Genomic DNA, 25,549 nt, shown 5'->3' with positions numbered 1-25,549 from the left:
CGGCTTCACTGCTTGCCGTCGCGCCGTACCGGTTTGGGCAGGCCGATCTGGCGCGTGCCGGCCAGGCGGTCATGCAGGAACTGCCGGTCGCGGTCGAGCCAGGCCGTCGCTGCCCAGGCGGCAACGCCGAGTGCGAGCGCGATAGCGATGTCGGCCTTCGCATGCAGACCGAAGGCCGCGCAGACGACCAGCGCGGGCGCGAACCAGCCCCAGGCTGCCAGGTAGCGCAAGATGGCGACGCGCCAGGGCAGGCGGGCATGGCCCGGCGAGACGAGCCTGATGCGCCAGGTCTTCATCGCCAGCGTGTGCCCGCTATCGCGCCAGCACCAGGTGAAGTACAGGCCCGTGATCACGAACAGGTACACCTTCAGGCCGTGCTGGAAGAGGGGATCCTGGCGGTTGCCGGTAATAAGCAGATACAGCAGGACGGCCAGCATCTCGACCGCGAACAGCAGGAAGAATTCATACACCATCACCGCCAGGCGCCGCTTGATCGTGGGCGTGCCAGCAAGCGCCAGCGCAGCCTCGGGCAGCACGACCGGCGGCTCAGTTGCTGGCATTGGCTGATTGGTTGGCGGCCTGGGACGCGCCGGGCTGGGCGCCTGACGTGGCGACAGCGCCGCCATTTGCGGGCGCTGCCGGGACAGGCGCGAGCGACGGCGCGGTGGTGGGGGTGGACGTGGGCGCAACGGGCGCCGGTACGACGGCAATCGCCGACGGCGGCGGCGTATCGGGCGTGCCGATCAGCACGCACTCGGCGCCACGGCGCGTCGTGTTCGCCGCACACGGCATCGGCACGACCAGTTGCGGCGCATCCGGCAGCGCGATCGGCGCGCTCTTTTGCAGCGTGGACGGCTTGCTGGCCAGCTTGCGCTTTTGCTCGGCCGACAGCTGCTTGTAGTTTTCCCAGTTGGCGGCCTTGTCGCCCTGCGCCAGCTTGTTGGTCTTGCTGAAGTTCTCGCGCGCCAGGTCACGCTGCTGGGGCGTGAGTTTCATCCACTGGCGCATGCGTTCCTGCACGCGTTGCTGCTCGGCCGGGGCCATCGAGGCAAAGCGCGCCGAGACCTCGATCCAGCGGCGCTTGCGCGCGCCTTCCATGCGGTCCCATTCGGGGGCGAGCGGCGCGAGCGCCACCTGTTGCGCACTGCTCAGGTCGCGCCATAGCGGCTTGTCGGGGGCCTTGCGGATCGGGCGCATGCTCGCGCTCGTCTCGGTCGCTACGGGCAGGATGGATGGCGTCTCGAAGCGATCGACGATCACCCAGGCCAGCGCAGCAGCGACCACGACGCCGATGACTGTCTTCAGCACGGGGAAGCGCGATGTCGAGACGTTCTTCTTGGTCATTGCTGGCGCTGCTGCGACTCCAGATAGGCGTTGAAACCCGGGTCGAGGTAGGCAGTCAGCGGCAATTCGTCGGCCAGCACGGCGGCGTCGATGTCCGCCAGTGCAGCCAGTTGCTGCTGTTGTTCGTGCTGGTAGAAGCTACCCATGCCAATCACCAGCGCCAGGAGCGGCACCGCGATGGCCAGGCGCGACACGGTCGGCCCGGCAAGGAATGCGCCCAGCCCGCGCCAGCCGGCGCCGGCGCCAGCAGAAAAGCCGAAGCGGGCGGCGTCAGGTTTCTTGCGCGCCATGGCGGCAGCGCGTGCGGCGGCCAGCCGGTTAACGGTCGAAGCCGGCAGGTGGTCGAGCTGTTCATCCAGCGCGTGGCGTATCTTGTACGCCAGATTGATGTCGTCGGTGTTCATAGTGTGATTCCCTTGGCCTGGAGTGCTGCCGCGAGGGCGTGGGTGGCGCGCGAGCAATGCGTTTTGACGCTGCCCTCGGAACATCCCATTGCTGCCGCCGTTTCGGCGACGTCCATATCTTGCCAGTAACGCATGAGGAAGGCTTCCCGTTGACGCGCGGGGAGTTTTTGTACTTCGTCATCGATCAAGCGCAAGGTCTGGGTACGCTCAACCTGGTCCGCGCTCGACTCTGCGGCCGCCGAACCCTGCTCGGCCTCGAGTGAGGCGAGTATATCAAAGTCATCATCGTCGTTTCCGTCGCCCCGCCCGAAGCCGGAGAACAGGCTGACCCAGGTATTGCGCACTTTTTCGCGGCGAAAGTAATCGAGGATCGTCGTCTGGAGGATGCGCTGGAACAGCATCGGCAGCTCGGCTGCCGGCTTGTCGCCGTATTTTTCGGCGAGCTTGATCATCGCGTCCTGCACGATGTCCAGCGCCGATTCGTCCTTGCGAACCGCATAGACTGCCTGCTTGAACGCGCGCCGTTCGACATTCTGCAGAAAGTCGTTAAGTTCTTTGTCTGTGGCCATGCAGGTTCAGGGGGAGGCGCGCAAGTGGGTCGTGCTTTAGGGAAAACTGTCGCATCCTAGCAAAAAACCATCCGGCCTGCATCGGAATCGCTCAGCCACCAGTTCCGCCATGCCCGCTGCATCGGGACCAACGTGACACTGATTGGCAGACGGACAGGCTCAGGTCGGCCCTCGGTGCATGCCCGTTGCAGAGCCCAGTGTCGCAATGCGGTACGTGGCTTCCTGTCCGCCATCGTCTGTCGTGATGAACTCAGTGCCGTTGGCGCCCATGTTGAACATGCGGCCGGCCCCGGCCGGAATCAGCGACTGCACGCGGCGCACGGCGTGGCCGGCCAGCCCGTGCGCGCCCTGCGCCACCAGCACCGTGCCATCGACGCCATCCCCGTCTGGCGCATCCCCGCGCAGGTCGATCAGCGGGATGGCCGCGCCATGCCAGGCCATGGTGGGGCCCAGCGGTACGTCCAGCGGCACGATCTGTTCGATTGCAGCGAGCGGCAGCGCCTGGAGGCCGGCGGCGTCGAACACGACATAGGCTTCGGCATTGCTGGTACTGGCGCTGGCGGACGCCGTGGACGTGACGCTGTCGCCGCGCGCCAGGGCTGCCTCGGGATGCCGCGCCAGCAGGCGCGCGACGTCGACCAGCAGCACGGTGGCGCCGCTGGCGTCGATGACATTTTCGCCAACGCCATCCGTGCTGGGTACGCCGGGACCGAATTCCTCGAGCCGCAGCACGGCCTGCACCGGTACGCCCAGCGCCAGATCGGCGTGCTGCAGCACGGCGAGCAGGGGCGCAGCAGCGACGCGCGTGGCGACGCCAGGCGTCTGGAACAGCGCCGCGCTGGCAATCAGCGCCAGCTGGCTGTCGTGCCAGTGGCACCAGGCGCTGCTGCCGATATGCGTCAGCGCCGGCAAGGCAAGCACTTCGGCCAGCGCGGCTGGTGGCACGCCAATCAGACCGTGGACGGTGTCGAGCAGCGCGTAGCAGGTGCGTTGCAGCGTGTCGGCCACGGGCGGGGCAGCGGCCGTGGCGGCCGTCGGCGCTGTGCTCCAGCACTGTGCCAGATCGGCCAGCCGGGTCACTTCCAGCAGGCTCAGAAGCACGCCGTCCCCGGCCGGCACAGAGCTGTGGAACACATCGTCCGGATCGTCGCCGTGATGCAGGCGCTGCAGCGCCGCTGCCTCGACCTCGACCAGCTCCTCGAGCGCATCGACGCGCAGGCCGACGGTGCGCTCGCCATCGCGCAGCAACAGCAGTTGCGGGACGGCGCCCGCCGGCGCTGCGCCGACGTCGAGCCAGCGCGCCAGGTCGACTACCGGCACGGCCATGCCCTCGTGCTCGACCATGCCGAGCAGGGCGTGGGTGCGCAGGGGGAGGCGACCAAGCGTCTTCGGCAACGGCAGCGCCTGGAGCACGGCCTCGATCCGTATGCCGATCCCGACCTCGCCGATCCGGATGCGCGCCAGCGTCAGCTGCGCGCTGCAGGTGGCCGGCATGGCCTAGCGCTCTCGCGCCACTGCCTCGAGCTCGGCCAGCAGGCGTGAAGCGTCGCGGGTGGAGTCGGCCTGATGGTGGGTGGCGCTGCCAATGCCGGCGATTGAACTGCTGGTGGCGGCGACCGACTCGAGAATGCGCTCGAATGCATCTTCCACATCGCCCGCCAGGCGGGTGCCTTCGTCGACACGGCTGACCGTCTCATTGATCAGCTTGGATATCTCGCGCGCCGCCAGTGCCGATTTCTCGGCCAGCTTGCGCACTTCGTTGGCCACCACCGAAAAGCCGCGCCCATGTTCGCCCGCGCGCGCCGCCTCGATCGCAGCATTGAAGGCCAATAAATGGGTCTGGCCGGCGATGCTGGTGATGGTGTCGATGATTTCGCGCACGTCGCCGGACGAGGTCTGAATGGCTTGCATGGCGCCCTTGGAGCGTTCCAGCAAGCGGCTGCCGCTGGCCGCACCGTCCTGGGTGCGCGCCGCCATTGCGGCAGACTCACGCGCGCCATCGGCGATCGCGGTGATCGAGCGGTCCAGGCCGTTCAGGGCCGTGCCGATGGCGTCGATCTTGGCGCTCACCAGTTCTTCGCGCCGCACCTGGGCCGTCACGTCCATCGCGAACTTGACGACCTTGTACGGTTTGCCGGTGGCATCGAGAATCGGATTGTAGGTGGCCTGGATCCAGATGTCGGCGTCGTGCTTGCCACGGCGCTGGAAGCGCCCGGCCTGGAACCGGCCCTGGCCCAGGTCGGCCCAGAAGTGGCGGTATTCGGCGCTTTTGGCCAGCTCCGGGTCGCAGAACAGTGTGTGGTGGCAGCCGACGATCTCGTCTTCGGTATAGCCCATGGTGCGCAAGAAATTCTCGTTGGCGGACAAGACATTGCCGCGCATATCGAATTCGATGACTGCCTGCGAGCGTCCGATCGCGTCAAGCTTGCCGCGCGATTCGGCGGCCAGCAGCTTCTGCTCGGTGATGTCGGTGGCGAACTTGACCACCTTGACCGGCTTGCCGTCGGCGTCGAAGATCGGGCTGTAGGTGGCCTGGATCCAGACCGGTGCGCCGTCACTGCGGATGCGCTTGAATTCGCCGGTATGGAACTCGCCCTTGGCCAGGCTGTGCCAGAACATCTGGTATTCGGGCGAGCGCTGATAGGCGGGTTCGCAGAACATCGCATGCTGGCGTCCAATGACCTGATCCTTCTCGTAACCGAGGGTAAGCAGGAAATTACGGTTGGCGTGCAGGATGCGGCCTTCGAGATCGAACTCGATCACTGCTTGTGCGCGGTCGATGGCCGTCATGGCGGCCATGGCCATTTCCTGGAGATTGTCGTTGGGGGCTTGCATAGCTGAATCCGGAACAGAGGGGAGCAAAAAAACCGTATTTCGAAGAAATAATCTTAAGCGCTTTTTTCTTCGAAAGTTGATTTCCATGTGGCAATAATCTGGATTTTACTTCGTTGCGCCGGATTTACAACACACGCACTGTACGTGCACCAAAAACGAGCGGGTCAGAGCCTGCTCGCTACGCCGCAGTGCGGTGCGTTGCCCCGGGCGCCTACCCGGCAGCCGCACCATGCCAGCTATGTACGCCAATCAAGGTCGCATCTTGTCGAAAGACAAAGCTTGACCAGAATGGTGCGGCGCGGTATGGTGTTCCTCACGCTTTGCACCCTCAAAGCATCAACGTCATGCGGGAGTCGCCCACAACGCCCCGTCCGCCATGGCACGCTTTCATTTGTAGGCAGTTTGCTCCGACCCGTGCCACAAGCGCGAGAGATGCGTCCAACCGCTACAAACACTCAAGCCTAACGAGTTGCGCCCAGCGTCAATGCGTACGGTCCCTACGGCGACCCGAACCATCGACGTGCACGCAGAAAGAAGTGGAGCCTGAGGGTTGTAAGCGCAGCACGCATATCGCCAGGAACGAGCATCCGATCAATCAACCCTATGGGTTTTGAAAGGAATGGTTATGAGTTTCGATCCAACAGTCCCCATCACGGGCGCTGAAATCGTTGTCCGTTGTCTGGCAGAAGAGGGCGTCAAGCACGTTTTCGGTTATCCGGGCGGCGCGGTTCTGTATATCTACGACGCGATCTTCCAGCAAGATAAATTCCAGCACGTTCTCGTTCGCCACGAGCAAGCTGCGGTGCATGCCGCCGATGCGTATTCGCGCAGCTCGAATACCGTGGGCGTCGCTCTCGTCACATCTGGTCCGGGCGTCACCAATGCCGTCACCGGCTTGTCGACCGCCTATATGGATTCGATCCCGATGGTTGTGATCTCGGGCCAGGTGCCAAGTCACGCGATCGGCCAGGATGCGTTCCAGGAATGCGACACCGTGGGCATCACCCGCCCGGTGGTCAAGCACAACTTCCTGGTCAAGGACGTGCGCGATCTGGCCTCGACCATCAAGAAAGCCTTCTTCATCGCCCGCACCGGCCGGCCCGGCCCCGTGCTGGTCGATATCCCGAAGGACATCACGGTCAACAAATGCCTGTTTGAGTACCCGCGCGAAGTCGACATGCGCTCGTACCGTCCGGTCGACAAGGGCCATGCCGGCCAGATCCGCAAAGCGGTCGCGCTGCTGCAGAACGCCGAGCGGCCGATGATCTATGCGGGCGGCGGCGTGATTCTGGCCAATGCCTCGAATGAGCTCAACCGCATGGTCGAGACCACGGGCTTTCCGATCACGAATACGCTGATGGGCCTGGGCGCGTCGCGTTCGTCCGATCCGCACTTCGTCGGCATGCCGGGCATGCACGGCACCTATGAAGCGAACATGGCGATGCAGCACTGCGACGTGTTGATCGCCATCGGCGCCCGCTTCGACGACCGCGTGATTGGCAACCCGAAGCACTTTGCCTCGCATCCGCGCAAGATCATCCATATCGACATCGATCCTTCGTCGATCTCCAAGCGTGTGAAAGTGGATATCCCGATCGTCGGCAACGTCAAGGACGTGCTGACCGAACTGCTCACGCAGCTCGAGGCCGGCACTGGCCATGCGAACGCGCCGGCGCTGCAAAGCTGGTGGAAGCAGATTGCCGAATGGCGTGGCCGCGATTGCCTGGCGTATGCGAGTTCCGGCACGCTGATCAAGCCGCAGGCCGTGATCCAGCAGCTGCACAAGGTCACCGATGGCGACGCGTTCATCACGTCCGACGTCGGCCAGCACCAGATGTGGGCCGCGCAGTACTACCCGTTCGACAAGCCGCGCCGCTGGATCAATTCCGGTGGCCTGGGCACGATGGGCGTGGGCCTGCCGTTCGCGATGGGCGTGCAGATGGCCAACCCGGACGCCACCGTGGCCTGCGTTACTGGTGAAGGCTCGATCCAGATGTGCATCCAGGAGCTTGCCACTTGCAAGCAATATCACCTGACGCCGAAGATCATCCTGCTCAATAACCGCTTCCTGGGCATGGTCCGCCAGTGGCAGCAGATCGATTACGGCTCGCGCTATTCCGAGTCGTACATGGATTCGCTGCCGGACTTCGAAAAGCTGGCCGAGGCCTATGGCCACGTCGGCATGCGCATCGAAAAACCGGGCGATGTCGACGGCGCGCTGCGCGATGCATTCGCCATGAAAGACCGCCTGGTATTCATGAACTTCATCACCGACCAGAGTGAAAACGTGTGGCCGATGGTCAAGGCGGGCCGCGGCCTGAACGAAATGCTGCTTGGCTCGGAGGACCTGTAAATGCGTCATATTATTTCTGTCCTGCTGGAGAACGAAGCCGGTGCGCTCTCGCGCGTGGTCGGCCTGTTCTCGGCGCGCGGCTACAACATCGAAACGCTGACCGTGGCGCCGACCGAAGACGCAACGCTGTCGCGCATGACGATCGTGACGTCCGGCTCGGACGACATCATCGAGCAGATCACGAAGCACCTGAACCGCCTGATCGAGGTGGTCAAGGTGGTCGACCTGACCGAGGGCCAGCACATTGAGCGCGAGCTCATGCTGATCAAGGTGCGGGCGGTCGGCAAGGAGCGCGAAGAAATGAAGCGCACCGCCGATATTTTCCGTGGCCGCGTCATCGACGTCACCGAAAAGACCTACACGATCGAGCTGACCGGCGCCAAATCGAAACTCGACGCTTTCATCGACGCCATCGACCGCGCCTCGATCCTCGAGACGGTGCGCACCGGCGGCTCGGGCATCGGCCGCGGCGAACGCATTCTGAAAGTTTGAGCGACGCTCAACATCACACAATTCAAATTAAATAACAGGACAAAAAAAATGAACGTTTTCTACGACAAGGACTGCGACCTCTCCCTCATCAAGGGCAAGAACGTTGCCATCATCGGTTACGGCTCGCAAGGCCATGCGCACGCCCAGAACCTGAGCGAATCGGGCGTCAATGTCACCGTCGGCCTGCGCCGCGGCGGCGCCTCGTGGGGCAAGGTCGAGCAAGCCGGCCTGAAAGTGGCGGAAGTCGATGAGGCAGTGAAGAACGCCGACGTCATCATGATCCTGCTGCCGGACGAAAACATCGCCGAAGTCTATAAGCAGAACATCGAGCCGAACGCCAAGCAAGGCGCGGTTCTGGCCTTCGCCCACGGCTTCAACGTCCACTACGGCCAGGTCGTCCCACGTGCCGACCTCGACGTGATCATGGTCGCGCCGAAAGCGCCGGGCCACACGGTGCGCGGCACCTACACGCAAGGTGGCGGCGTGCCGCACCTGATCGCCGTGTACCAGGACAAATCGGGCGCTGCCCGTGACATCGCCATGTCGTACGCGATGGCCAACGGCGGCGGCCGCGCCGGCATCATCGAAACCAACTTCCGCGAAGAAACCGAGACCGACCTGTTCGGCGAGCAGGCCGTGCTGTGCGGCGGCGCGGTCGAACTGATCAAGGCGGGCTTCGAGACGCTGACCGAAGCCGGTTACGCGCCGGAGATGGCGTACTTCGAGTGCCTGCACGAACTCAAGCTGATCGTCGACCTGATCTATGAAGGCGGCATCGCCAACATGAACTACTCGATCTCCAACAACGCGGAATACGGCGAATACGTGACCGGCCCGCGCGTCGTGACCGAAGACACCAAGAACGCGATGCGCCAGTGCCTGAAGGACATCCAGACCGGCGAATACGCCAAGAGCTTCATCCTGGAAAACAAGGCTGGCGCACCGACCCTGATCTCGCGCCGTCGCCTGACTGCCGAGCATCCGATCGAAGAAGTCGGCGCGAAGCTGCGCGCGATGATGCCGTGGATTGCGAAGAACAAGCTGGTGGATCAGTCGAAGAACTAAGTTTGTGGCCAGACCATCGCGTGCGGTGGTGTGGTGTTAGTGATCTACGCGTGGTCGGCGAGCCGCCTCGCCGGCCGCGTCCACCCTACACTTGATGCGTGGCATGGAGAACCCGGCCGCACGCACCTCGTAGGGTGGACGGCCTTGCCGTCCACGCGTTCATCTGACGATTGCCAACACGTTTCAAAAGCTACTCATTTGCAACTGTCCATTACAAATTACCGATGTTTTCCCTGTGCAAGGTATCGTATAACCAAGTCGGACATACGTCGCAACTCACAGGAGAACAACAATGGCATTCACCAAATCCCTCGTCGCCGCCGCCCTCGTGCTGGCCTTCAGCGCTGCCCAGGCGCAGACCGCCCCGTCGACTGCGACCACCGGCACCATGGTCATCGTCCCCGCCTTTGGCGAAGTCAAGCACGCCAATGACGAAGCGACGATCACGTTCGCCGTCGAAGAGCACGACAAGGACAAGAACGCCGCCGCGGACCGCGTCAACCGCAAGATGAAAGAGGGCACCGAGATCGTGCGCCGCGCCGATCCGAAAGCCGAACTGAAAACCCAGGGCTACTACACGTACCCGGTGTACCCGGAAGTGCAGCCACAGCCTGTCGGCCGCGTGGTCGCGCCGGTCAAGCCGGTGCCGATTGCCTGGCGCGTCGGCCAGTACCTGGAAGTCAAGACCACGAACCTGGCCGCGCTGCCGAAAACGGCCGCTGCCGCGCAGAAGGTCCTGCAGATCAATAACATCAACTTCGGCCTGACCCCGGCGACCGAGAAGCGCCTCGACGACCAGCGCATCGCCGCCACGTACCAGAACCTGAACGAGCGCATTGTCTCGATCGCCAAGGCGATGGGCCGTCAGCCGGGCGACGCCGTGCTCGATACGGTTGACTTTGAAGGTTCGGGCAACTACGCCGGCGATGCAGCCGCGCCTGCGCCGATGATGATGCGTTCGAGCGCCAAGCGCGAGATGGATGATGGCATGGCCGAACCGAGCTTCGAGCCAGGCGAAACCACGCTGCAGATGCGCCTGGTGGGCAAGGTCAAGTTCAAGTAATCGCGCCATCCGGCACGGTCGTGTTCAAGTAGGCGCAGTCAGCGTTGTCTGTTGATGACGCCGATTGCGATGCAAAACAATTGTTCTGCTGAACTGACCCGCCCGCCATCCAGTGCCCAGCGCCACCCCAGGTAGTTGGGCAGGTAGCGCGATGCCACCCCGCGAAAGCCCAGTAGCCAGGCCTTGAAGCGCCCGTGGTACGCGTTCACGTTCTGTACGTGGATGGCGCGGCTACCCGAATGCCTGACGCGCACGCCGGCGCGCAGATTGACCGTCTCGTGCGCAATCCTGTGCTTGCGTGCAAAGGCCCGGTACGCGGCGTGGCTGTCGCTGACCAGGAGTGCCTGCGGGTCAAGTCTGGGCAGCAAATCGCGTTCGAGTTGCGCGGCAGTCAGTGCGCCACGGCCAGTGACTGCATCGATGGTGCGGCCATTCCGGTCGCGTGCTACCAGGATGCAATCGAGATGGCGGGAAATGCCCCGCATGGGCGCGCGCCCGCCCCGTCGGCGTGGCGGGCGGTCGAGCGTGCGTGATCCTTTTTGCGATTCGAGCAGGAATGTCTCATCGGCCTCCACGATACCGTTGAGCGATGCAGGCCTGTCGAGCTTGACCCAATCGAGAAAGCGGTGGCGCCACCGGAATGCCGTGTTGCGGTGCACGCCGACCCGTTCTGCGCCCTTGCGTACGGATAGTGAATCGAGCAGCACCTGCGAATAGGCGAGCCATTTGGCCTTGTGCCTGAGCCGTGCCAGCGGCGTGCCGCTCAGGTCGTTGAACGTGCGGCCACAGGCGCAGCAGCGAAAGCGCTGCAGGTCGTTGGCGAATCCGTGTCGATTGCAGCGTTCGTTGCCACAACTGGGACAGCAGCGCGCTGGCGCTCGGGCCTGCGCGATCAGTGCGACCACCTGGTCGAGGCCGGCTGCGGGATGCAGGGCGTCAAGCACTTGCCGGCGCTGTGGTGGATTCAGCGCTGACAACCTGGCAAACCAGTTCTTGAAACGTGGCGCTTTCATGGGCGACTCCTGACGCTGGGGACAGGCGTTGGACGACGAAACTGCTCATCAGTTCATGGCTCGGCTCTATGTAATGTTGACTGCGCCTTCAAGTAAGCGCCATGCAATTGCCAGCCGGGTTAGCGTAGTGTTTCGCTATCACGGGTCCCGCCTCTATAATGGCTGGGAACAGTCGCTCGGCGGCTCACTTGAATACGATTGCTTATGCCAACTTTTCCACGAAGAAGAAAGCCAGGGACCCCGCCCAACGGTCCACGATTCTCCCGCCTGAAAAAGCGTTTCGCGCCCCGTACGCAAGGGCGCGCGGCCGGTGAGCGCAGCCGCGGCATCTATCTGCTGCCCAATGCCTTCACCACGGCCGCACTGTTCTGTGGTTTCTACGCCATCGTCATGGCAATGAACCAGCGTTTCGACCAGGCGTGCTGGGCCGTGTTCATCGCGATGATCCTCGACGGCCTGGACGGGCGCATCGCCCGCCTGACCAATACCCAATCCGAATTCGGTGCCCAGTACGACAGCCTGGCCGACATGGTCTCGTTCGGCGCCGCACCGGCGCTCGTGATGTACGAATGGTCGCTCAACGGCCTTGGCAAGGTCGGCTGGGTCGCCGCCTTCATCTACTGCGCCTGCGCCGCCTTGCGCCTGGCACGCTTCAATACCAATATCGAAGTGGTCGACAAGCGCTTCTTCCAGGGCTTGCCCAGCCCGGCTGCAGCGGCGCTCGTGATCGGTTTCATCATGATGATGATCGATCCCGATATCAGTGTCATCCCGCGCAAGGTCGAGTGGGTGTCGTGGGGCATCACGGTTTTTGCCGGCCTGACGATGGTATCGAACGTGCCGTTCTACAGCTTCAAGGACATCAACTTCCGCAAGTCGGTGCCGTTTATCGCGGTGTTCCTGATCGCGCTGGTGCTGGCGCTGCTGGCGATCGACCCGCCCAAGGTGCTGTGGCCGATCTTCGTGATCTACGGCCTGTCGGGCTACGCCGTGTATGTGTGGCAGCGCGCGAAGGGCAAGCGGGTCAGCATCATCCCGCTCGACGACGCCGACGACGACCTTCACCGCTGATCACAGGCCCCAGCAACCATGAGAGCTCCTTACTTCGCGGCCAGCGCCGCCACCGTTCTGCTCCTGTCGGGGCTGCTCGCGGCCTGCTCGCCGCTGTCGCTGGTCAATGCGGTCTCGCCGAGCGGCGCCACGCGCACGGTGGCTTCGGCCGCCTACGGCACCAATCCGCGTCACGTGCTCGACATCTACCGGCCTGAAAACTGGACCGGCCCGGCGCCCGTGATCGTGTTCTATTACGGTGGCAACTGGGTCGACGGCGAGCGCGCCGACTATGCCTTCGTCGGTCGCGCGCTCGCGGCGCGTGGTTTCGTGGTCGTCATTCCCGACTACCGCCTGTACCCGCAGGTGCGCTATCCGGACTTCCTGAACGACAGCGCCGAAGCGCTGGCCTGGACGTCGCGCCGGATCAAGGCCTATGGCGGCGATCCGAAGCGCATCTATGCGATGGGCCACAGCGCCGGCGCCTACAACGCCGCGATGCTGGCCCTCGATCCGCGCTGGCTGCGGGCGCAGGGCACGGCACCGAGCATCCTGCGTGGCTGGATCGGCATGGCCGGCCCGTACAACTTCCTGCCCATCGAAAATGAAACGACGCGCCCGGTGTTCCTGTACCCGAATACGCCGCGCGATTCGCAGCCGATCAACCACGTGACGGTCAATGCGCCGCCTGCGCTATTGATTGCGGCGCGCAACGATTCGACGGTGAACCCGGAGCGCAACACCGGCGCGCTGGCCGACCGGCTGCGCGCAACGGGTGTGCCGGTGCGCGAGGTCAGCTTTACTGGCGTGAACCACGTCACGCTGCTCGCCACGCTATCGAGCTCGCTGCGCCGTCTGGCGCCGTCGCTCGACGCGATCGAAGACTTCGTGCACAGCGACGGCGGGCGCAAACTGCCCCCGGCGCGCTAGGCAAATTCACACAGCAGCCTCTACCAGGGGCTGCGGTCCCTTGGTTCGTACATCGGGTCCGGCCCGTTCATCATCTGGCGCACGACGCCTCCCTCGTCAAAGTGAACGTGCATCATCGAGTTCCAGACGCCAGCCTCCTTGTAGCGGTATGACCAGACCTCGTAGTTCTGCATCGCCACGCGCGAGCGTTCGGCAGGGCGCCCGATCGTGCGCAATACCTGCTCCTTGGTGGCCTGATCGACCTTGAGCGTGGCGAATTTTTCACCGGTAAGCACCTGCTCGTAAGCCGTCAAGCGGCCATCGGGCCCGATGCGCGCCATCCATGTGTACTGGCCCATCGGCCCCGTCGCATACTCGAGAGAACGCGCCGCGCCATCGCCGTCAACGTAAATGGACGTCGGCTTGCCGAGCTTGGCCTGGACCGCATCGGCTGTTTCGCCCGGCAGCGGGGCAGGGCGGGTGGCGCACGCCGCCAGCAACAGGGTGGCGGCCAGCGTTGTTATTTTCATCATCGGGTGCATTATTTTGTCCTTTACTTGGCGGCAGGGCGGGCAAATGCTGGTGGGCACCCGCGTTTTGCACTATACTTGCCGGTCTGTCCGAATCCGGGCAGGCATTTTAATCAATCACGGTGCGCTGGGTTGCGACTCTTGCACCGCATGTGAAAGGTAACATCATGACCGTAGAAACTCTGAACAAAGCCGCGATTATCGCGGACAACGCACGCGGCGAAAAAGACACCGGTTCGCCAGAAGTGCAAGTTGCACTGCTGACCGCACGCATCAACGACCTGAACGGCCACTTCAAGGCCCACCAGAAAGATCACCACTCGCGTCGTGGTCTGATCATGATGGTCAACCGTCGTAAGAGCCTGCTGTCGTACCTGAAGAACAAGGATCTGAACCGTTACCGCGACCTGATCGCCAAACTGGGCCTGCGTAAGTAATTCGTTTGCGCCAGACGGTTTAAGTCTGAAGATGCCTGCGCCAGTTCTCTGTCGCGGGCATTTTTCGTTTTTGAGCGGTTTGTTTGTTGTTGCAAGGCTGTTCTGCTCGTGAACGGCCCGTGGTGAGAGGTGAACGACAGCACCTGAAAATCTGTCGGCAAAATGAAAGGGATACCCCATGTTTAACAAAGTTACGAAAACCTTCCAGTACGGTCAACACACTGTCACCCTGGAGACGGGCGAAATTGCGCGCCAGGCAAGCGGCGCCGTCGTGGTGTCGGTCGAAGATACCGTCGTGCTGGCAACCGTGGTCGCACGCAAGGATGCCAAGCCGGGCCAGGATTTCTTCCCGCTGACCGTCGACTACCTCGAGAAAACGTATGCTGCGGGTAAAATCCCGGGCGGTTTCTTCAAGCGCGAAGGCCGTCCTTCCGAAAAAGAAACGCTCACCTCGCGCCTGATCGACCGTCCAATCCGTCCGCTGTTCCCGGAAGGCTACCTGAACGAAGTCCAGGTCATCATCCACGTGCTGTCGGTCAACCCTGAAATCGATCCGGACATCCCTGCGATGATCGGCGCTTCGGCCGCCCTGTGCATCGCCGGCATCCCGTTCAGCGGCCCGATCGGCGCCGCGCGCGTCGGCTACGCGAATGGCCAGTACATCCTGAACCCGACCACCACCGAGCTGAAGACATCGCAGATGGACCTGGTTGTGGCCGGTACCGAAACCGCCGTCCTGATGGTCGAATCCGAAGCCAAGCAACTGTCCGAAGAAATCATGCTGGGCGCCGTCGTGTTCGGCCATGACCAGATGAAAGTCGTGATCGATGCGATCCACGACCTGGTCGCCGAAGGCGGCAAGCCGGAAGTCGAATGGGCGCCGGCGCCAAAGAACGAAGAACTGATCGCCCGTATCGGCGAACTGGCCGGCGCGAAAGTGCGCGATGCGTACCAGACCCGCGAAAAGTCGGCGCGTCAGCAAAAGCTGAAGTCGTTGTCGTCCGAAGTCATGGCTGACCTGAGCGCCGCTGGCGTGACGGCAGATGCTGGCGACGTCGGCAACATCCTGTTCGACATGGAAGCCAAGGTCGTGCGTTCGCAGATCCTGGAAGGCGAGCCACGCATCGACGGCCGCGATACCCGCACCGTGCGTCCGATCTCGATCCGTTCGAGCGTGCTGCCACGCACCCACGGTTCGGCCCTGTTCACCCGCGGTGAAACGCAGGCGCTGGTCGTTGCCACGCTGGGCACCGCCCGCGACAGCCAGAAGATCGATGCGCTGATGGGCGAGTACACCGATTCGTTCATGATGCACTACAACATGCCTCCGTTCGCCACCGGCGAAACCGGCCGCGTCGGTACGCCGAAGCGCCGCGAAGTCGGTCACGGCCGTCTGGCCAAGCGCGCGCTGATCGCTGCGCTGCCGGATCCGGAAGACTTCAGCTACTCGGTGCGCCTGGTCTCGGAAATCACCGAGTCGAACGGTTCGTCGTCGATGGCCTCGGTCTGCGGCGGTTGCCTGGCACTGATGGACGCCGGCGTGCCGATGAAATCGCACGTGGCCGGTATCGCCATGGGCCTGATCAAGGAAGGCGGCAAGTTCGCCGTGCTGTCGGACATCCTGGGCGATGAAGATCACCTGGGCGACATGGACTTCAAGGTGGCCGGTACCGCAGCAGGCATCACCGCGCTGCAGATGGACATCAAGATCCAGGGCATCACCAAGGAAATCATGCAAGTGGCACTGGCGCAAGCCAAAGAAGGCCGTCACCACATCCTGGGCGAAATGCAGAAGGCCATGCCTACCGTGAAGACCGAGCTGTCGGACTTCGCGCCACGCCTGATCACCATCCGCATCAACCCGGAGAAGATCCGTGACGTCATCGGCAAGGGCGGCGCTGTCATCCGCGCGCTGACCGAAGAGACCGGCACCCAGATCGACATCAGCGACGAAGGCGTGGTTACGATCGCGTCGGTCGACGCTGCTGCCGGCCAGGAAGCCAAGCGCCGCATCGAAGAGCTGACCGCATCGGTCGAAGTGGGCAAGACCTACGACGGCACCGTGCTGAAACTGCTGGACTTCGGCGCGATCGTCCAAGTCATGCCAGGCAAGGATGGCCTGCTGCACATCTCGCAGATCGCCAACGAGCGTGTCAACGCTGTTGCCGACTACCTGAAAGAAGGCCAGCAAGTGCGCGTCAAGGTCCTCGAGACCGACGAGCGTGGTCGTCTGAAGCTGTCGATGAAGGCAGCTGATCCGGTCGAAGGCGCAGCGGTATAAGCACGCTGCAGGCAACGGGAGCGGTTCGCCGCTTCCGTGTGAAAACCGCCAGTGCGTGAGCTTGGCGGTTTTTTTTACCCAAAATTTAGTTAGACATTCTAACGGTTGATACTCAACTAACCCGAAAATTTCTGCAGAAGGTGATCGATTTCTATTCACATTATCTATAAATCATTCTTCACTGAACGGCTCCGAATCTATCGGAGAACTTTGTGCATTATGTAAAGAACGTGAGAGCTTTAGCCATTCAGGCTGTGGTAATTGCGCAGACGCAGAGAAGTGAGACATGGTTGCGACTCCTCGAAGAATCCAAGAAATGAAGTTTGGTATCGTCGATTCAATAGCTTGAGAGAATTTATCAAATTCCTTTTCAACATAATCATCTGCAGCTTTTGATCGAACTCTTGCCGGAAGCGAGTCGAACATATCACGTAGCGACGATTTATTGAGATGCTGTCCGATGACCGTAGGGAGGTCATCTTTTTTTAAGAAGCTACGCTGTTTCGGTTCAGTGCAGACCTTTTTCAAATAAGGATCCTGCAATTCTGGAATTGACGCGAAGTAGATTATTGCCTTAGCTATAACATCCTGGTCGGGTATTGGAAAATCCTCTTCATTTAAAAATTGCAACATTAACCTGCAAGACTTTGGTGAAAAGCCGCTTCTGTTAGCTGCGACGCCTAGTTCAGTTAGTCGTACTGGACTATTGCGGATGGCAAAAGGTCCTCCTGCTTCGTTTTCTACTAAAGTTTGATTTAGTGCATCGGTCACAGCTTCGTGCATCAAAGTGTAATCACCAGATGCATTTGCGTAAGTCGAGAGGACTAAATCTTTAACAATATCATTGCTGTTAGGATTTTCTGCTATGCAGGCAAGCAGTTGCGATGCACATGCAGCCCTTATTGATTCAGGTATTAAATCCTGTAAGTCATTTTTATTATTATGCAGTGCCGAAGTTACTGGGGCGGCACCAAACATGACTTCGTTTACTTTTTCGCTAATTAATCCTGGTGCACCAATAGCGTGCCTATTCCCAAGGGTGTTATGGAAAATTATAGTATCGCCTTCTGTATAATATCCGGCCCGCCCACTCCGACCTGCTATATTCCGGAAAGTTAACGACTTAAGGGGGACACCTTCAGGGTGTAAACCCTGAAGCCAATGTGAGACCAGAGTCCAGCGGAATGGTAGATCGGCGCCTTCTGCGAGAGTTGTAGTAGATGCGACAAATTTTATATCGCCGCTCTTTACGTAGGACTCGATCTCACGCCTTACGTCGTGTGGCAACGACGCATTGTGATACGCAATCCCTCGTTCGATTGAATAAATTAGTTTATCCATCCAAGGATACACTAAGCGCAATCTATCTATCAATATATGTAATGGAGATAATTTATCTATAGGCGGATAATGATCAGCTAGAATTGACGCTAACTGACGTGTGTCAGCTCTACGCGGGCATACTATCAATCCTATTCCACCTAAGCGCTTGGATAGATCAATTGCAATCTGAGCTACATTGCTTCCAGAACTATGCTCAGCTTCCTTCGTTGGAAAATAAGCAGAAGAGCTGACAGTTTTTAGATCAATTTTGATACTATGTGCAAATGGATCATCCGATTTTTTTTCATTTGGACGAAGCGCATCTGTTCCATTTAACCAACTTATTTCTCCATTTGACTTACAAATCGCCACGCGCCGTGCAGTTGGACGCCAACTTAAGAAATGGAACGCTGAATTTGGCACCTGTAACCATCCAGTCATAGTTCCTGCGCCGGGTAGGACCGCAGAAAGACCCATAAGTCTCAAAAGTGGTTGTCTTCTTTGAATCAGCAATAGACGTGAAATTATTCCTTCTAGCCGTGCGCCACGCGCACCATTTTCGATATAGTGAATCTCATCGAAAACAACTAGGCGGAGCAAGCTGCTGGCTTGTTGCATTCTAAGCCATGCATCAAATCGTTCTGGTGTCGCTACTACAATTGTCGGTTTTTCTAGAGAAATCTTATTTGCGTAATGACCGCCGAACATTGAAATAATCTCTACACTATCGCCGCATTTACTCTTCAATGATTGAAGCGCTTGGTTTCCGATTGCAACGTATGGGGCAATAAAAAATGAAATTCCACCGTTTTTAACCGAAGCCGCCATGCAAGCCTCCGCGATGAAAGTTTTACCAGTACTTGTAGGCAAGTTTAATAATAGATTTTCATTTCCGATTGCAATTTTCTTTGTTGAAAGCAGACTTCTCTGTGGCGGTAGTAGAGTTAATATTCCTTTTTTTATAGAGCCATCTATAAACCATGCTGGTATTTCTGGAGAATTTATATAAAGATGGGCTGTGGATAACCTATATGCTTGGCGACATGCTACTTCAATACTCAAAAGTAGTGAAGTTTCTTCTCGATTGCTAAAGTTAGTTTGAGTTGCTAAAATTTCTATCGCCAGCTTTAAAAATTCGCTGTTAGCGCTTTTTAGAGAATGTAGAAAGTATTTTCCGAAATTATAATCTGAAACGATTTCTGAGTTTTCGTTATATATTTTCGTTGCAGCTATTGAATCGCATACTGTTGCCGCCATAAGCCTCAGCGACGTACCGATTATAAATTTCTCTGGAATCTCGCGTAGTGCAGCTTTGGAGCTCGGGAAATTTCCTTGCATAGCGAACGCCAATGCTGCGTGAAGCCGCATGAAAAATAACTCAACAGGGTCATGTAACTCCTGCGCGCTATTCGCCATTCCTAAGAGAATTCGACCAGCCGCGATTAGCGGCTTCGAAAATTCTTCGTCATCTAATTTTTGTAGCTCCGCATCACTTTCAAGAGATTGATAAACTCCAATGCATTTTATTGCTACGGTGAAATCGTTGGTGACTTTCGTCGGGACTAACGGACGTAGCCCGCGATCGCGTGCAGAAACAGCGCTAGCATTTTTTAAAAAATCAATATCGTTAGGCAATAAATTCATGGCTTAAAATCATTATTCTTGCAGATGCTGAGTAACCCTGAGTTCAAGTTGGTAAATCCCACACTCCTTGGTTCTACGCTCTCATTAAGCCAGCCCTGACTAAGAAGTGCTAATCTAATCTTTTTCATTCTGGCTAGTGGATCAGCGCCATTTAATTCGTGGACGAGAGTTGGCAATAGTCGAATTTTATTACATTTACTGGCGTCAGTATGGCCTAATAGTTCGATCCTTTCAATTTCGGATCTTGGCCTCTTTCGCTCCATCTTCATTCGACCTTTTAGTGAGGATATTCGTATCGAGAGATTTAGTGATCCTGTTGAATCTAAAAGTTTTGAATAATCGGAAATTAGTGCGTCTGCATAAGTTAGACTGCTGCTTCCTGTTGTCTTAACTTCTTGAATATATAATCGATCTTTTTCTGTGTCGCCTAATGGGTCTAAGTAAATGAAACTAATATCCAAGCCAGGGTCTGGTGAATCTGCTAAGGGGCGAACAGCACCTGCAAGAAATGGGTGGTAATCGGTGCCTGTTAGTCCATCATATTCAGAAAGATGGAATGCAATAAATTCTCCCATATTGCCTTTGATGCTGTTCTTAAGACTCGTTGTGTTGCTTGGAAGCCAAGCTACGCCCAGCTCTCTTAAGTGGTTCAGAATCCACTGATATGCCATCGCACAATCAGGGTCGCCTGAAAAACACTTTATCAAATCATCGGACTGTACCTGGAGAGACATTTTTGTATCTTTGTGAAATTGAATAATTATAGCTAGGTTATAAATTTTAAAACTATCAAATTGTTTCATTTTTCTTCTCAAGATTTCTTTTTTTATTCGTCTGCAGGGGCTTGCGCAAACACTGAGATACGTTATGAAGAATAGAAATTTTAATTAGTGTCCCTATTTGGATAGGCCGTCTCTTGTTGAGGATTGCTACCCTGCCTTTTCCATTGTTTTGTTATATGCTACTAGTTGTGTCTCGAGGGCCTCAATCTGCGGCGGCTGCTTGGCACTGATGGACGCCGGCGTGCCGATTAAATCGTAGGTGGCTAGCATCGCCACGGGCCTGATCAATGAGGCGGAAAGTTCGCCGTGCTGTCGGACATCCTGGGCGATGAAGATCACCTGCGCGACATGGACTTCAAGGTGGCCGGTGACGCGGCAGGTATCACCGCTGCAGATGAAAACCAAGATCCATGGCATCACTAACGAAATCATGCAGATGGCACTGGGGCAAGCCAAAGATGGCCATCACCACATCCGGGGCGAAATGCAGAAGGCCATGCCAATCGTGAGGACCGAACTGTCAGACTTCGCGCCACGCCTGATCACCATCCGCGTCAATCCAGGAAAGATTTGTGAAGTCATCGGCAAGGGCGGCGCCGTGATAAGCGCACAAACCTACACGCCTGAAGACCAGGAAGTTGCACGCGGCATGGCCCAATTGAGCCAGCGTGATCTGGCCGAAGACTATGCGGACTAGAAACCACTTTTCGACGATCTGAACGAAAAACACGACTTCGACTTGTTTGTCGCAAGCTTCTTGCTTGCACAAGACAACCATGCGCGCCAAGAATTCAGCCTCTGTACATGGTCAGAGGATGTGGATGCGCTCCTGCCCAGATCAGACAGGATTGCCTTGGTACGCTTCAAAGAGCAGGGAGAGGCGCAGCGTGCAGCCACGTATGACTGGGATACGGTGAGCGCGGTGGCCGGGCACCTGATGACACCGTGACCCGACACCTACCCGGTCCGCTACCGTGCGAGGCAGTTTCCTGACCTGACCCTGCTGGAAGCCCACTGATGGCACGCCCGTCGATCGGCTCGCCGCCTTTGATCGTGCTTCCTGTAAGAATTCCCTCAAGATAGTGTTGCTATGTCTGTTTCCGCACGGATCATTCGGTGACACGACCGTATGCTGCGTACGTGAACTGGGTAAATACAGTTCGCAGGTTTGCAGACATCGGCGATCACCGCTGCCGATGCAAGCACGAATCAACGTACCACCGGACGCGTTTTCGTGGTCGGACGCGCCGGGAACAGGCATTGCAGAATCATGACGGACCATACACAGACGCTTGACGAGGGAACGCCGCGCGACATTCCTGGCAACACGAAGAAAAAGCGCAGAGGCCCGCCCTTGTCGGTGGCGGCATGGAAGCAGTTCGTCAGCGTCGCCAAGCCGTACTGGCTGGGTGACGAGCGCAAGCGGGCATGGCTGCTGCTGGCGTTGCTGATCGTGCTGATGCTGGTGGAAACCAAGCTCGCCGTGATGCTCAATGACCAGGCCGGTGAGCTGACCTCGGCGCTGGCTGGCAAGGACCGCAACCGCTTCTGGGGCGCGGTCCAGGCCTGCCTGATCGTGCTCGCGTTCGCCGTGCCGATCTACGCGTTCTACTACTACATGCGCGATCTGTTCGCGAACAAATGGCGCCGCTGGCTGACCCGGCGCTTCCTTGATGGTTACGTGGGCGGTCGCAAATACTACGAGCTGGGTTCGAACCAGGAAATCGACAATCCCGACCAGCGTATCTGCGAGGATGTGAACACGTTCACCGGGCGCTCCGTGCACTTCATGCTGATCTTCCTCGGGTCGCTGATGCAACTGGTGGCGTTCAGCGCCGTGCTGTGGTCGATCTCGCATGTGCTCGTTGGCGTCCTGGTGACTTACGCTGTGCTGGGCACCATGATCGCGCTGCTCGTCTTCGGCAATCCGCTCATTCACCTGAATTTCTGGCAGTTGCGGCGCGAAGCCGATTTTCGTTTCAGCCTGATCCGGCTGCGCGAGAATGCCGAGTCGATCGCCTTCTATGGCGGCGAAGCGCAGGAGCGCGCGCACATCGACAGCAAGTTCAACAAGGTCATCCATAATTTCTCGCGCCTGATCAAGAAGCAGCGCGCATTGAACCTGTTCCAGCGCACCTTCAGCCAGCTCACGCTGGTGCTGCCGTTCGTGATCCTGGCCGATGCCGTCCTGTCGGGCGAGCTCGAAGTGGGACGCGCGGTGCAGGCAGCTGGCGCCTTCACGGCGGTGCTGACGGCAGTGGGCGTCATCGTCGACAACTTCGAAAGCCTGAGTCGCTTCGTCGCCGGCATTGGCCGCCTGCAGACCTTGTCCATGCACGTAATGCCCGAGCCGCCGGCCGGCAACCCGTGCGACATGCAGGCGCGCATCACGCGCACGCCTGGCGACCGCCTCGCGCTCGAGTCGCTGACCCTGTGCCCGCCGCAGTCCGACCGCGTGCTGATCAAGGATCTGACGCTGTCGCTGAAGCCGGGCGACGCACTGCTGATCAACGGCGACAGCGGCTGTGGCAAGAGTTCGCTGCTACGCGCCATTGCCGGGCTGTGGCACAAGGGCAGTGGGGTGATTCATCATCCGCCGCGCGAGGATTTCTTCTTCCTGCCTCAACAGCCGTATCTGCAGCCAGGCACGTTGCGCAGCCAGCTCATCTATCCAAGCACCCGCACGTCGCTGAGCGACGAGCAGTTGACTGCCATACTCGAGCAAGTGCACCTGCCGTATCTGGCCGAGCGCGTCGGAGGCCTGGACGCTACGCTCGACTGGGAAAAGCTGCTGTCGATCGGCGAGCAGCAGCGCCTGGCATTTGGCCGCGTGCTGGTGCACGAGCCGGCCATCGTGATCCTGGACGAAGCCACCAGCGCGCTCGACAGTGCCAACGAATCGTCGCTGTACAAGCGCCTGCGCGACAAGGGCACGACGCTGGTGAGCGTAGCGCACCGCGCCGGCGTGCTGCGCCACCATACGCACGTCTTGTGGCTGACGGGCGACGGCGGCTGGGAAGTGCATGCGGCGGCCGATTACCAGTTCGATGTGCCGGTGCCTGCGCGCAGCGGTGCGCAGGAAGCCCAGGCGGCACCCCAGCCTCGCGCCAGCCTGCTGGTGGATTAATCCGGCAAAGCGTTCTTCACGTTGTCAGGTCCGCGTTCAATGCGATGTCCTGTTGCGCTTCGAGCCTGGCCAACCGGTCCGTCAGCGCGGCGTGAATTGACCGGTAGGCGGTCGACCCCAGCGCGATGCGGCGCGGCGCCGGCGACTGGTCGGCCGAGTCGATCATGGATCGCACCATCTGCACCGGATCGCCGCTCAACCGGAAACTGCCGTCGGCCAGCGCGCGCCGCACCGCGCCCGATGGCGTTGTGTCGTAGTCCGCCATGGCCGGCGCGGTATCCATTCCAGCGGCAAAATTGGTGGGCGTCGGTCCTGGCTCGGCCAGTGTGAATTCGATGCCGAATGGCGCGACCTCTTGCGCGACCGCTTCGACGAAACCTTCGATGCCCCACTTGGTCGCGTGATACACGCTGAAGTTCGGGTAGGCGATCTGCCCGCCCTCGGATGACACCTGGATCACGCGGCCACCGCCCTGCCTGCGCAGCCAGGGCAGGGCGCTGCGGATGAGCTGGATCGCGCCGAGCAGGTTGGTGTCGAGCTGGCGCCGTACCTGTGCGCCGGTGAGTTCTTCGGCCGCGCCGAACAGGCCGTAGGCAGCGTTGCTGACGATGACGTCGATCCGTCCCAGCTCGGTGAAGGCGCGGGCCAGCACGGCATCGATCGCCGCATCGTCAGTGACATCCAATTGGGCCACCCAGAGTTGCCCCGGATAGCGCGCCTGCAGGTCGGCGAGCGCTGAAGGCGTACGCAGCGTGGCCGCGACGCGGTCGCCGCGCGCCAGCAGTTGTTCGGTCATGATGCGGCCAAAGCCGCTGGACGTGCCGGTGATGAACCAGGTGCGTTGCATGCTGTTCTCCTGTCAGGATAAATGGAGCCACCACGATAGCGAACTAATCTGCTGCTATCATCGGATGAATCTCGCATGCATTCATGAAGGATTGCCAGTAATGCCTCAGCCCGACCTCGATGATCTGCGCGCCTTTGTCGCCATTGCCAACCGCCGCAGCTTTCGCAAGGCAGCCGATGAACTGGGCGTATCGCCGTCGACGCTGAGCCACATGATGCGCGTGATGGAAGAAAAACTCGGCGTGCGCCTGCTTCACCGCACCACGCGCAGTGTCGCGCCGACCGAGGCGGGCGAGGGGTTCCTGCGCCGCATCGAGCCGATCCTGCGCGAACTGGGCGCGGCCTGCGAGGCCGTCAACGGTGTCGGTCAGCAGCCGGGCGGCCTGCTGCGCATCAACACGGCCGAGCCGACCGCGCACTGGCTGCTGCAGCATGCGGTGCCCGTGTTCCTGGCGCGCTACCCGGCCGTTGCACTCGACCTGTTCGTCGACAACGGCCTGGTGGACATCGTCGCCGGCGGCTTCGATGCCGGCGTGCGCCTGGCCGAGGCGGTGCCGCAGGACATGCACATGGCGCGCTTCGGTGCGCCGGTGCGTTTCATGCCGATGGCCTCGCCCGCCTACCTGAAGGAGCATGGTATCCCGGTCGTCCCGGACGACCTGCTCCGCCACCGCTGCATCCGCATGCGCATGCAAAGCGGGAAGATCTACCGCTGGGAGTTCACGCGCCACGGCCAGGCGATGGCGCTCGACGTGCCGGGCATTCTCATCCTGAACCAGGTCGGCCTGATGGTCGACGCCGCGCTGGCCGGGCAGGGCATCGCCTACGTGCCGGACACCAGCGCGCGCGACCATCTGGCCGCCGGTCGCCTGGTGCCCCTGCTGCAAGACTGGTGTGCACCGTCGAGCGAGCTGGCCTTGTACTATCCCGGCCACCGCCATGTGCCTGCTGCATTGCGTGCCTTCATCGATGTGCTGCAGGAAGTCTTCCAGCCGGAAGCGGGCCAAAAACGGGACGGCAGACGCCGGGCCGTCGATAGTGCTTGACCCTCCAGCGGCTACAGGGTATTTAATACACCAATGCGCCGTCTTTTCCTTATCCTGCTGCTGTTCGCCATGCCTTTCCAGGCCGCCTGGGCGGCGGGTGCTGCCTATTGCACGCACAATGAAAAGACCATGCACCCGGGTCACCACACCCACAAGCATTCATCCTCGACCGCGAGCTCGTCATCGACTTCAAGCCAGGACGACGCCAGCCCGGCCGACCCCTGCAACGACTGCGACGCCTGCCACCATCTGTCGGCCAGCGCAGTCCTGTCGTCACAACCCAATCTGCCCCTGCCCAAGGGGGCGCCGCACCTGCGCGGCGAAACACGGCGCTACGTCTCGCACGTGCCCGACCTGATTCCGCCACCCGACCGCCTGCTGCGCATCTAGCGCGGCGAATCTCCATCGCCGGCCCGCCAAGCGCGGCCGCCCGATT

General features: G+C 60.0%; 22 protein-coding genes and 1 pseudogene. 12 read left to right on the top strand and 11 right to left on the bottom strand.

Annotation, left to right across the window (positions count from 1 at the left end; all coding sequences use genetic code 11):
* Positions 1-5: 5 nt before the first annotated feature.
* The 6 genes from AC56LV_RS09970 to AC56LV_RS09945 all read right to left on the bottom strand — a co-directional run bounded on the left by AC56LV_RS09970 (position 6) and on the right by AC56LV_RS09945 (position 5,152).
* Complete coding sequence (locus AC56LV_RS09970) at positions 6-560, bottom strand: RDD family protein (protein ID WP_499557293.1); 555 nt, start codon at positions 558-560, stop codon at positions 6-8.
* On the bottom strand, positions 547-1,344 hold the full coding sequence (locus tag AC56LV_RS09965; protein ID WP_499557291.1) for a DUF3106 domain-containing protein: 798 nt from the start codon (positions 1,342-1,344) through the stop codon (positions 547-549). The genes AC56LV_RS09970 and AC56LV_RS09965 overlap by 14 nt, the downstream gene beginning before the upstream one ends.
* Positions 1,341-1,748 carry a DUF3619 family protein gene (locus AC56LV_RS09960; RefSeq protein ID WP_499557290.1) on the bottom strand — a complete coding sequence of 136 codons (408 nt, stop codon included), beginning with the start codon at positions 1,746-1,748 and terminating at the stop codon, positions 1,341-1,343. Before AC56LV_RS09960 ends, AC56LV_RS09965 begins: the two co-directional genes overlap by 4 nt.
* A complete protein-coding gene (locus tag AC56LV_RS09955; RefSeq protein WP_499557288.1) occupies positions 1,745-2,317 on the bottom strand; it encodes an RNA polymerase sigma factor in 573 nt (190 codons plus the stop codon). The genes AC56LV_RS09960 and AC56LV_RS09955 overlap by 4 nt, the downstream gene beginning before the upstream one ends.
* 159 nt (positions 2,318-2,476) lie before the next feature.
* Positions 2,477-3,811, bottom strand: coding sequence for a chemotaxis protein CheW (locus tag AC56LV_RS09950; RefSeq protein ID WP_499557286.1), 1,335 nt, complete (start codon positions 3,809-3,811; stop codon positions 2,477-2,479).
* A 3-nt stretch (positions 3,812-3,814) separates the two neighbouring features.
* Entirely contained in the window at positions 3,815-5,152 is a 1,338-nt protein-coding gene (locus AC56LV_RS09945; RefSeq protein ID WP_499557284.1) for a methyl-accepting chemotaxis protein, read from the bottom strand.
* Between the two features lie 625 nt (positions 5,153-5,777).
* Here AC56LV_RS09945 and AC56LV_RS09940 point away from each other — a divergent pair.
* From AC56LV_RS09940 to AC56LV_RS09925, 4 genes are all read left to right on the top strand, one after another.
* The gene (locus AC56LV_RS09940) at positions 5,778-7,505 is read left to right on the top strand and encodes an acetolactate synthase 3 catalytic subunit (protein ID WP_499557282.1); all 1,728 of its coding nucleotides are present in this window, start codon (positions 5,778-5,780) and stop codon (positions 7,503-7,505) included.
* Entirely contained in the window at positions 7,506-7,997 is a 492-nt protein-coding gene (gene ilvN / locus AC56LV_RS09935) for an acetolactate synthase small subunit (protein WP_183555358.1), read from the top strand.
* 48 nt (positions 7,998-8,045) lie between these two features.
* A complete protein-coding gene (gene ilvC / locus AC56LV_RS09930; RefSeq protein ID WP_183555357.1) occupies positions 8,046-9,062 on the top strand; it encodes a ketol-acid reductoisomerase in 1,017 nt (338 codons plus the stop codon).
* Between the two features lie 292 nt (positions 9,063-9,354).
* The gene (locus AC56LV_RS09925) at positions 9,355-10,125 is read left to right on the top strand and encodes an SIMPL domain-containing protein (RefSeq protein WP_499557280.1); all 771 of its coding nucleotides are present in this window, start codon (positions 9,355-9,357) and stop codon (positions 10,123-10,125) included.
* 38 nt (positions 10,126-10,163) lie between these two features.
* Here the strand turns inward: AC56LV_RS09925 and AC56LV_RS09920 are convergent, their stop codons facing one another.
* Positions 10,164-11,138, bottom strand: a complete 975-nt coding sequence (locus tag AC56LV_RS09920) for an IS1595 family transposase (RefSeq protein ID WP_499557278.1) — start codon at positions 11,136-11,138, stop codon at positions 10,164-10,166.
* 204 nt (positions 11,139-11,342) lie between these two features.
* Here AC56LV_RS09920 and pssA point away from each other — a divergent pair, with 204 nt between their 5' ends.
* Together pssA and AC56LV_RS09910 are read left to right on the top strand one after the other, a co-directional pair.
* Positions 11,343-12,209, top strand: a complete 867-nt coding sequence (gene pssA / locus AC56LV_RS09915) for a CDP-diacylglycerol--serine O-phosphatidyltransferase (protein WP_499557276.1) — start codon at positions 11,343-11,345, stop codon at positions 12,207-12,209.
* A gap of 18 nt (positions 12,210-12,227) precedes the next feature.
* On the top strand, positions 12,228-13,118 hold the full coding sequence (locus AC56LV_RS09910) for an alpha/beta hydrolase (protein WP_499557274.1): 891 nt from the start codon (positions 12,228-12,230) through the stop codon (positions 13,116-13,118).
* A 20-nt stretch (positions 13,119-13,138) separates the two neighbouring features.
* Here the strand turns inward: AC56LV_RS09910 and bamE are convergent, their stop codons facing one another.
* On the bottom strand, positions 13,139-13,630 hold the full coding sequence (bamE, locus tag AC56LV_RS09905; RefSeq protein ID WP_499557996.1) for an outer membrane protein assembly factor BamE domain-containing protein: 492 nt from the start codon (positions 13,628-13,630) through the stop codon (positions 13,139-13,141).
* Between the two features lie 164 nt (positions 13,631-13,794).
* Here bamE and rpsO point away from each other — a divergent pair, with 164 nt between their 5' ends.
* Positions 13,795-14,064: a 30S ribosomal protein S15 gene (gene rpsO / locus AC56LV_RS09900; RefSeq protein ID WP_183555352.1), complete on the top strand. Its 270-nt coding sequence runs from the start codon at positions 13,795-13,797 to the stop codon at positions 14,062-14,064.
* A 178-nt stretch (positions 14,065-14,242) separates the two neighbouring features.
* Positions 14,243-16,345: a polyribonucleotide nucleotidyltransferase gene (gene pnp / locus AC56LV_RS09895; protein WP_258834934.1), complete on the top strand. Its 2,103-nt coding sequence runs from the start codon at positions 14,243-14,245 to the stop codon at positions 16,343-16,345.
* A 171-nt stretch (positions 16,346-16,516) separates the two neighbouring features.
* Here pnp and AC56LV_RS09890 read toward each other — a convergent pair whose 3' ends face one another.
* Together AC56LV_RS09890 and AC56LV_RS09885 are read right to left on the bottom strand one after the other, a co-directional pair.
* Complete coding sequence (locus AC56LV_RS09890) at positions 16,517-19,312, bottom strand: DEAD/DEAH box helicase (RefSeq protein WP_499557272.1); 2,796 nt, start codon at positions 19,310-19,312, stop codon at positions 16,517-16,519.
* On the bottom strand, positions 19,309-20,115 hold the full coding sequence (locus AC56LV_RS09885) for a hypothetical protein (protein ID WP_499557270.1): 807 nt from the start codon (positions 20,113-20,115) through the stop codon (positions 19,309-19,311). Before AC56LV_RS09885 ends, AC56LV_RS09890 begins: the two co-directional genes overlap by 4 nt.
* Positions 20,116-20,287: 172 nt before the next feature.
* Between AC56LV_RS09885 and AC56LV_RS09880 the strand changes: the two are divergent.
* A pseudogene (locus tag AC56LV_RS09880) lies at positions 20,288-20,710 on the top strand (polyribonucleotide nucleotidyltransferase); the annotation flags it as partial.
* A gap of 654 nt (positions 20,711-21,364) precedes the next feature.
* Complete coding sequence (locus tag AC56LV_RS09875; protein ID WP_499557268.1) at positions 21,365-23,221, top strand: ABC transporter ATP-binding protein/permease; 1,857 nt, start codon at positions 21,365-21,367, stop codon at positions 23,219-23,221.
* Between the two features lie 16 nt (positions 23,222-23,237).
* Here the strand turns inward: AC56LV_RS09875 and AC56LV_RS09870 are convergent, their stop codons facing one another.
* A complete protein-coding gene (locus AC56LV_RS09870; protein WP_499557266.1) occupies positions 23,238-24,068 on the bottom strand; it encodes an SDR family oxidoreductase in 831 nt (276 codons plus the stop codon).
* Positions 24,069-24,168: 100 nt separating this feature from the next.
* Here AC56LV_RS09870 and AC56LV_RS09865 point away from each other — a divergent pair, with 100 nt between their 5' ends.
* Both AC56LV_RS09865 and AC56LV_RS09860 read left to right on the top strand, forming a co-directional pair.
* Entirely contained in the window at positions 24,169-25,113 is a 945-nt protein-coding gene (locus AC56LV_RS09865; RefSeq protein ID WP_499557264.1) for a LysR family transcriptional regulator, read from the top strand.
* A 33-nt stretch (positions 25,114-25,146) separates the two neighbouring features.
* Positions 25,147-25,503 (top strand): cation efflux protein, CzcI family, encoded by a 357-nt coding sequence (locus tag AC56LV_RS09860; RefSeq protein ID WP_499557262.1) that lies wholly within the window; start codon positions 25,147-25,149, stop codon positions 25,501-25,503.
* The last annotated feature ends 46 nt before the right edge of the window (positions 25,504-25,549 follow it).

The organism is Telluria sp. RB2R28, assembly GCF_059685835.1.
Note: the sequence above shows the minus strand (reverse complement) of the source record. Positions and strands in the feature narration are given on the sequence as shown.

What these genes read in the sequence shown, in the direction of transcription:
- AC56LV_RS09960 (WP_499557290.1), bottom strand. Translation starts at nt 1,748, where the DNA reads ATGAACACCGACGACATCAATCTGGCGTACAAGATACGCCACGCGCTG.
- rpsO (WP_183555352.1), top strand. Translation starts at nt 13,795, where the DNA reads ATGACCGTAGAAACTCTGAACAAAGCCGCGATTATCGCGGACAACGCA.
- AC56LV_RS09875 (WP_499557268.1), top strand. Translation starts at nt 21,365, where the DNA reads ATGACGGACCATACACAGACGCTTGACGAGGGAACGCCGCGCGACATT.
- AC56LV_RS09890 (WP_499557272.1), bottom strand. Translation starts at nt 19,312, where the DNA reads ATGAATTTATTGCCTAACGATATTGATTTTTTAAAAAATGCTAGCGCT.
- pssA (WP_499557276.1), top strand. Translation starts at nt 11,343, where the DNA reads ATGCCAACTTTTCCACGAAGAAGAAAGCCAGGGACCCCGCCCAACGGT.
- AC56LV_RS09920 (WP_499557278.1), bottom strand. Translation starts at nt 11,138, where the DNA reads ATGAAAGCGCCACGTTTCAAGAACTGGTTTGCCAGGTTGTCAGCGCTG.
- AC56LV_RS09870 (WP_499557266.1), bottom strand. Translation starts at nt 24,068, where the DNA reads ATGCAACGCACCTGGTTCATCACCGGCACGTCCAGCGGCTTTGGCCGC.
- AC56LV_RS09865 (WP_499557264.1), top strand. Translation starts at nt 24,169, where the DNA reads ATGCCTCAGCCCGACCTCGATGATCTGCGCGCCTTTGTCGCCATTGCC.
- AC56LV_RS09965 (WP_499557291.1), bottom strand. Translation starts at nt 1,344, where the DNA reads ATGACCAAGAAGAACGTCTCGACATCGCGCTTCCCCGTGCTGAAGACA.
- AC56LV_RS09925 (WP_499557280.1), top strand. Translation starts at nt 9,355, where the DNA reads ATGGCATTCACCAAATCCCTCGTCGCCGCCGCCCTCGTGCTGGCCTTC.
- AC56LV_RS09950 (WP_499557286.1), bottom strand. Translation starts at nt 3,811, where the DNA reads ATGCCGGCCACCTGCAGCGCGCAGCTGACGCTGGCGCGCATCCGGATC.
- ilvC (WP_183555357.1), top strand. Translation starts at nt 8,046, where the DNA reads ATGAACGTTTTCTACGACAAGGACTGCGACCTCTCCCTCATCAAGGGC.
- AC56LV_RS09970 (WP_499557293.1), bottom strand. Translation starts at nt 560, where the DNA reads ATGCCAGCAACTGAGCCGCCGGTCGTGCTGCCCGAGGCTGCGCTGGCG.
- pnp (WP_258834934.1), top strand. Translation starts at nt 14,243, where the DNA reads ATGTTTAACAAAGTTACGAAAACCTTCCAGTACGGTCAACACACTGTC.
- AC56LV_RS09885 (WP_499557270.1), bottom strand. Translation starts at nt 20,115, where the DNA reads ATGAAACAATTTGATAGTTTTAAAATTTATAACCTAGCTATAATTATT.
- AC56LV_RS09940 (WP_499557282.1), top strand. Translation starts at nt 5,778, where the DNA reads ATGAGTTTCGATCCAACAGTCCCCATCACGGGCGCTGAAATCGTTGTC.
- AC56LV_RS09955 (WP_499557288.1), bottom strand. Translation starts at nt 2,317, where the DNA reads ATGGCCACAGACAAAGAACTTAACGACTTTCTGCAGAATGTCGAACGG.
- bamE (WP_499557996.1), bottom strand. Translation starts at nt 13,630, where the DNA reads ATGATGAAAATAACAACGCTGGCCGCCACCCTGTTGCTGGCGGCGTGC.
- AC56LV_RS09945 (WP_499557284.1), bottom strand. Translation starts at nt 5,152, where the DNA reads ATGCAAGCCCCCAACGACAATCTCCAGGAAATGGCCATGGCCGCCATG.
- AC56LV_RS09910 (WP_499557274.1), top strand. Translation starts at nt 12,228, where the DNA reads ATGAGAGCTCCTTACTTCGCGGCCAGCGCCGCCACCGTTCTGCTCCTG.
- ilvN (WP_183555358.1), top strand. Translation starts at nt 7,506, where the DNA reads ATGCGTCATATTATTTCTGTCCTGCTGGAGAACGAAGCCGGTGCGCTC.
- AC56LV_RS09860 (WP_499557262.1), top strand. Translation starts at nt 25,147, where the DNA reads ATGCGCCGTCTTTTCCTTATCCTGCTGCTGTTCGCCATGCCTTTCCAG.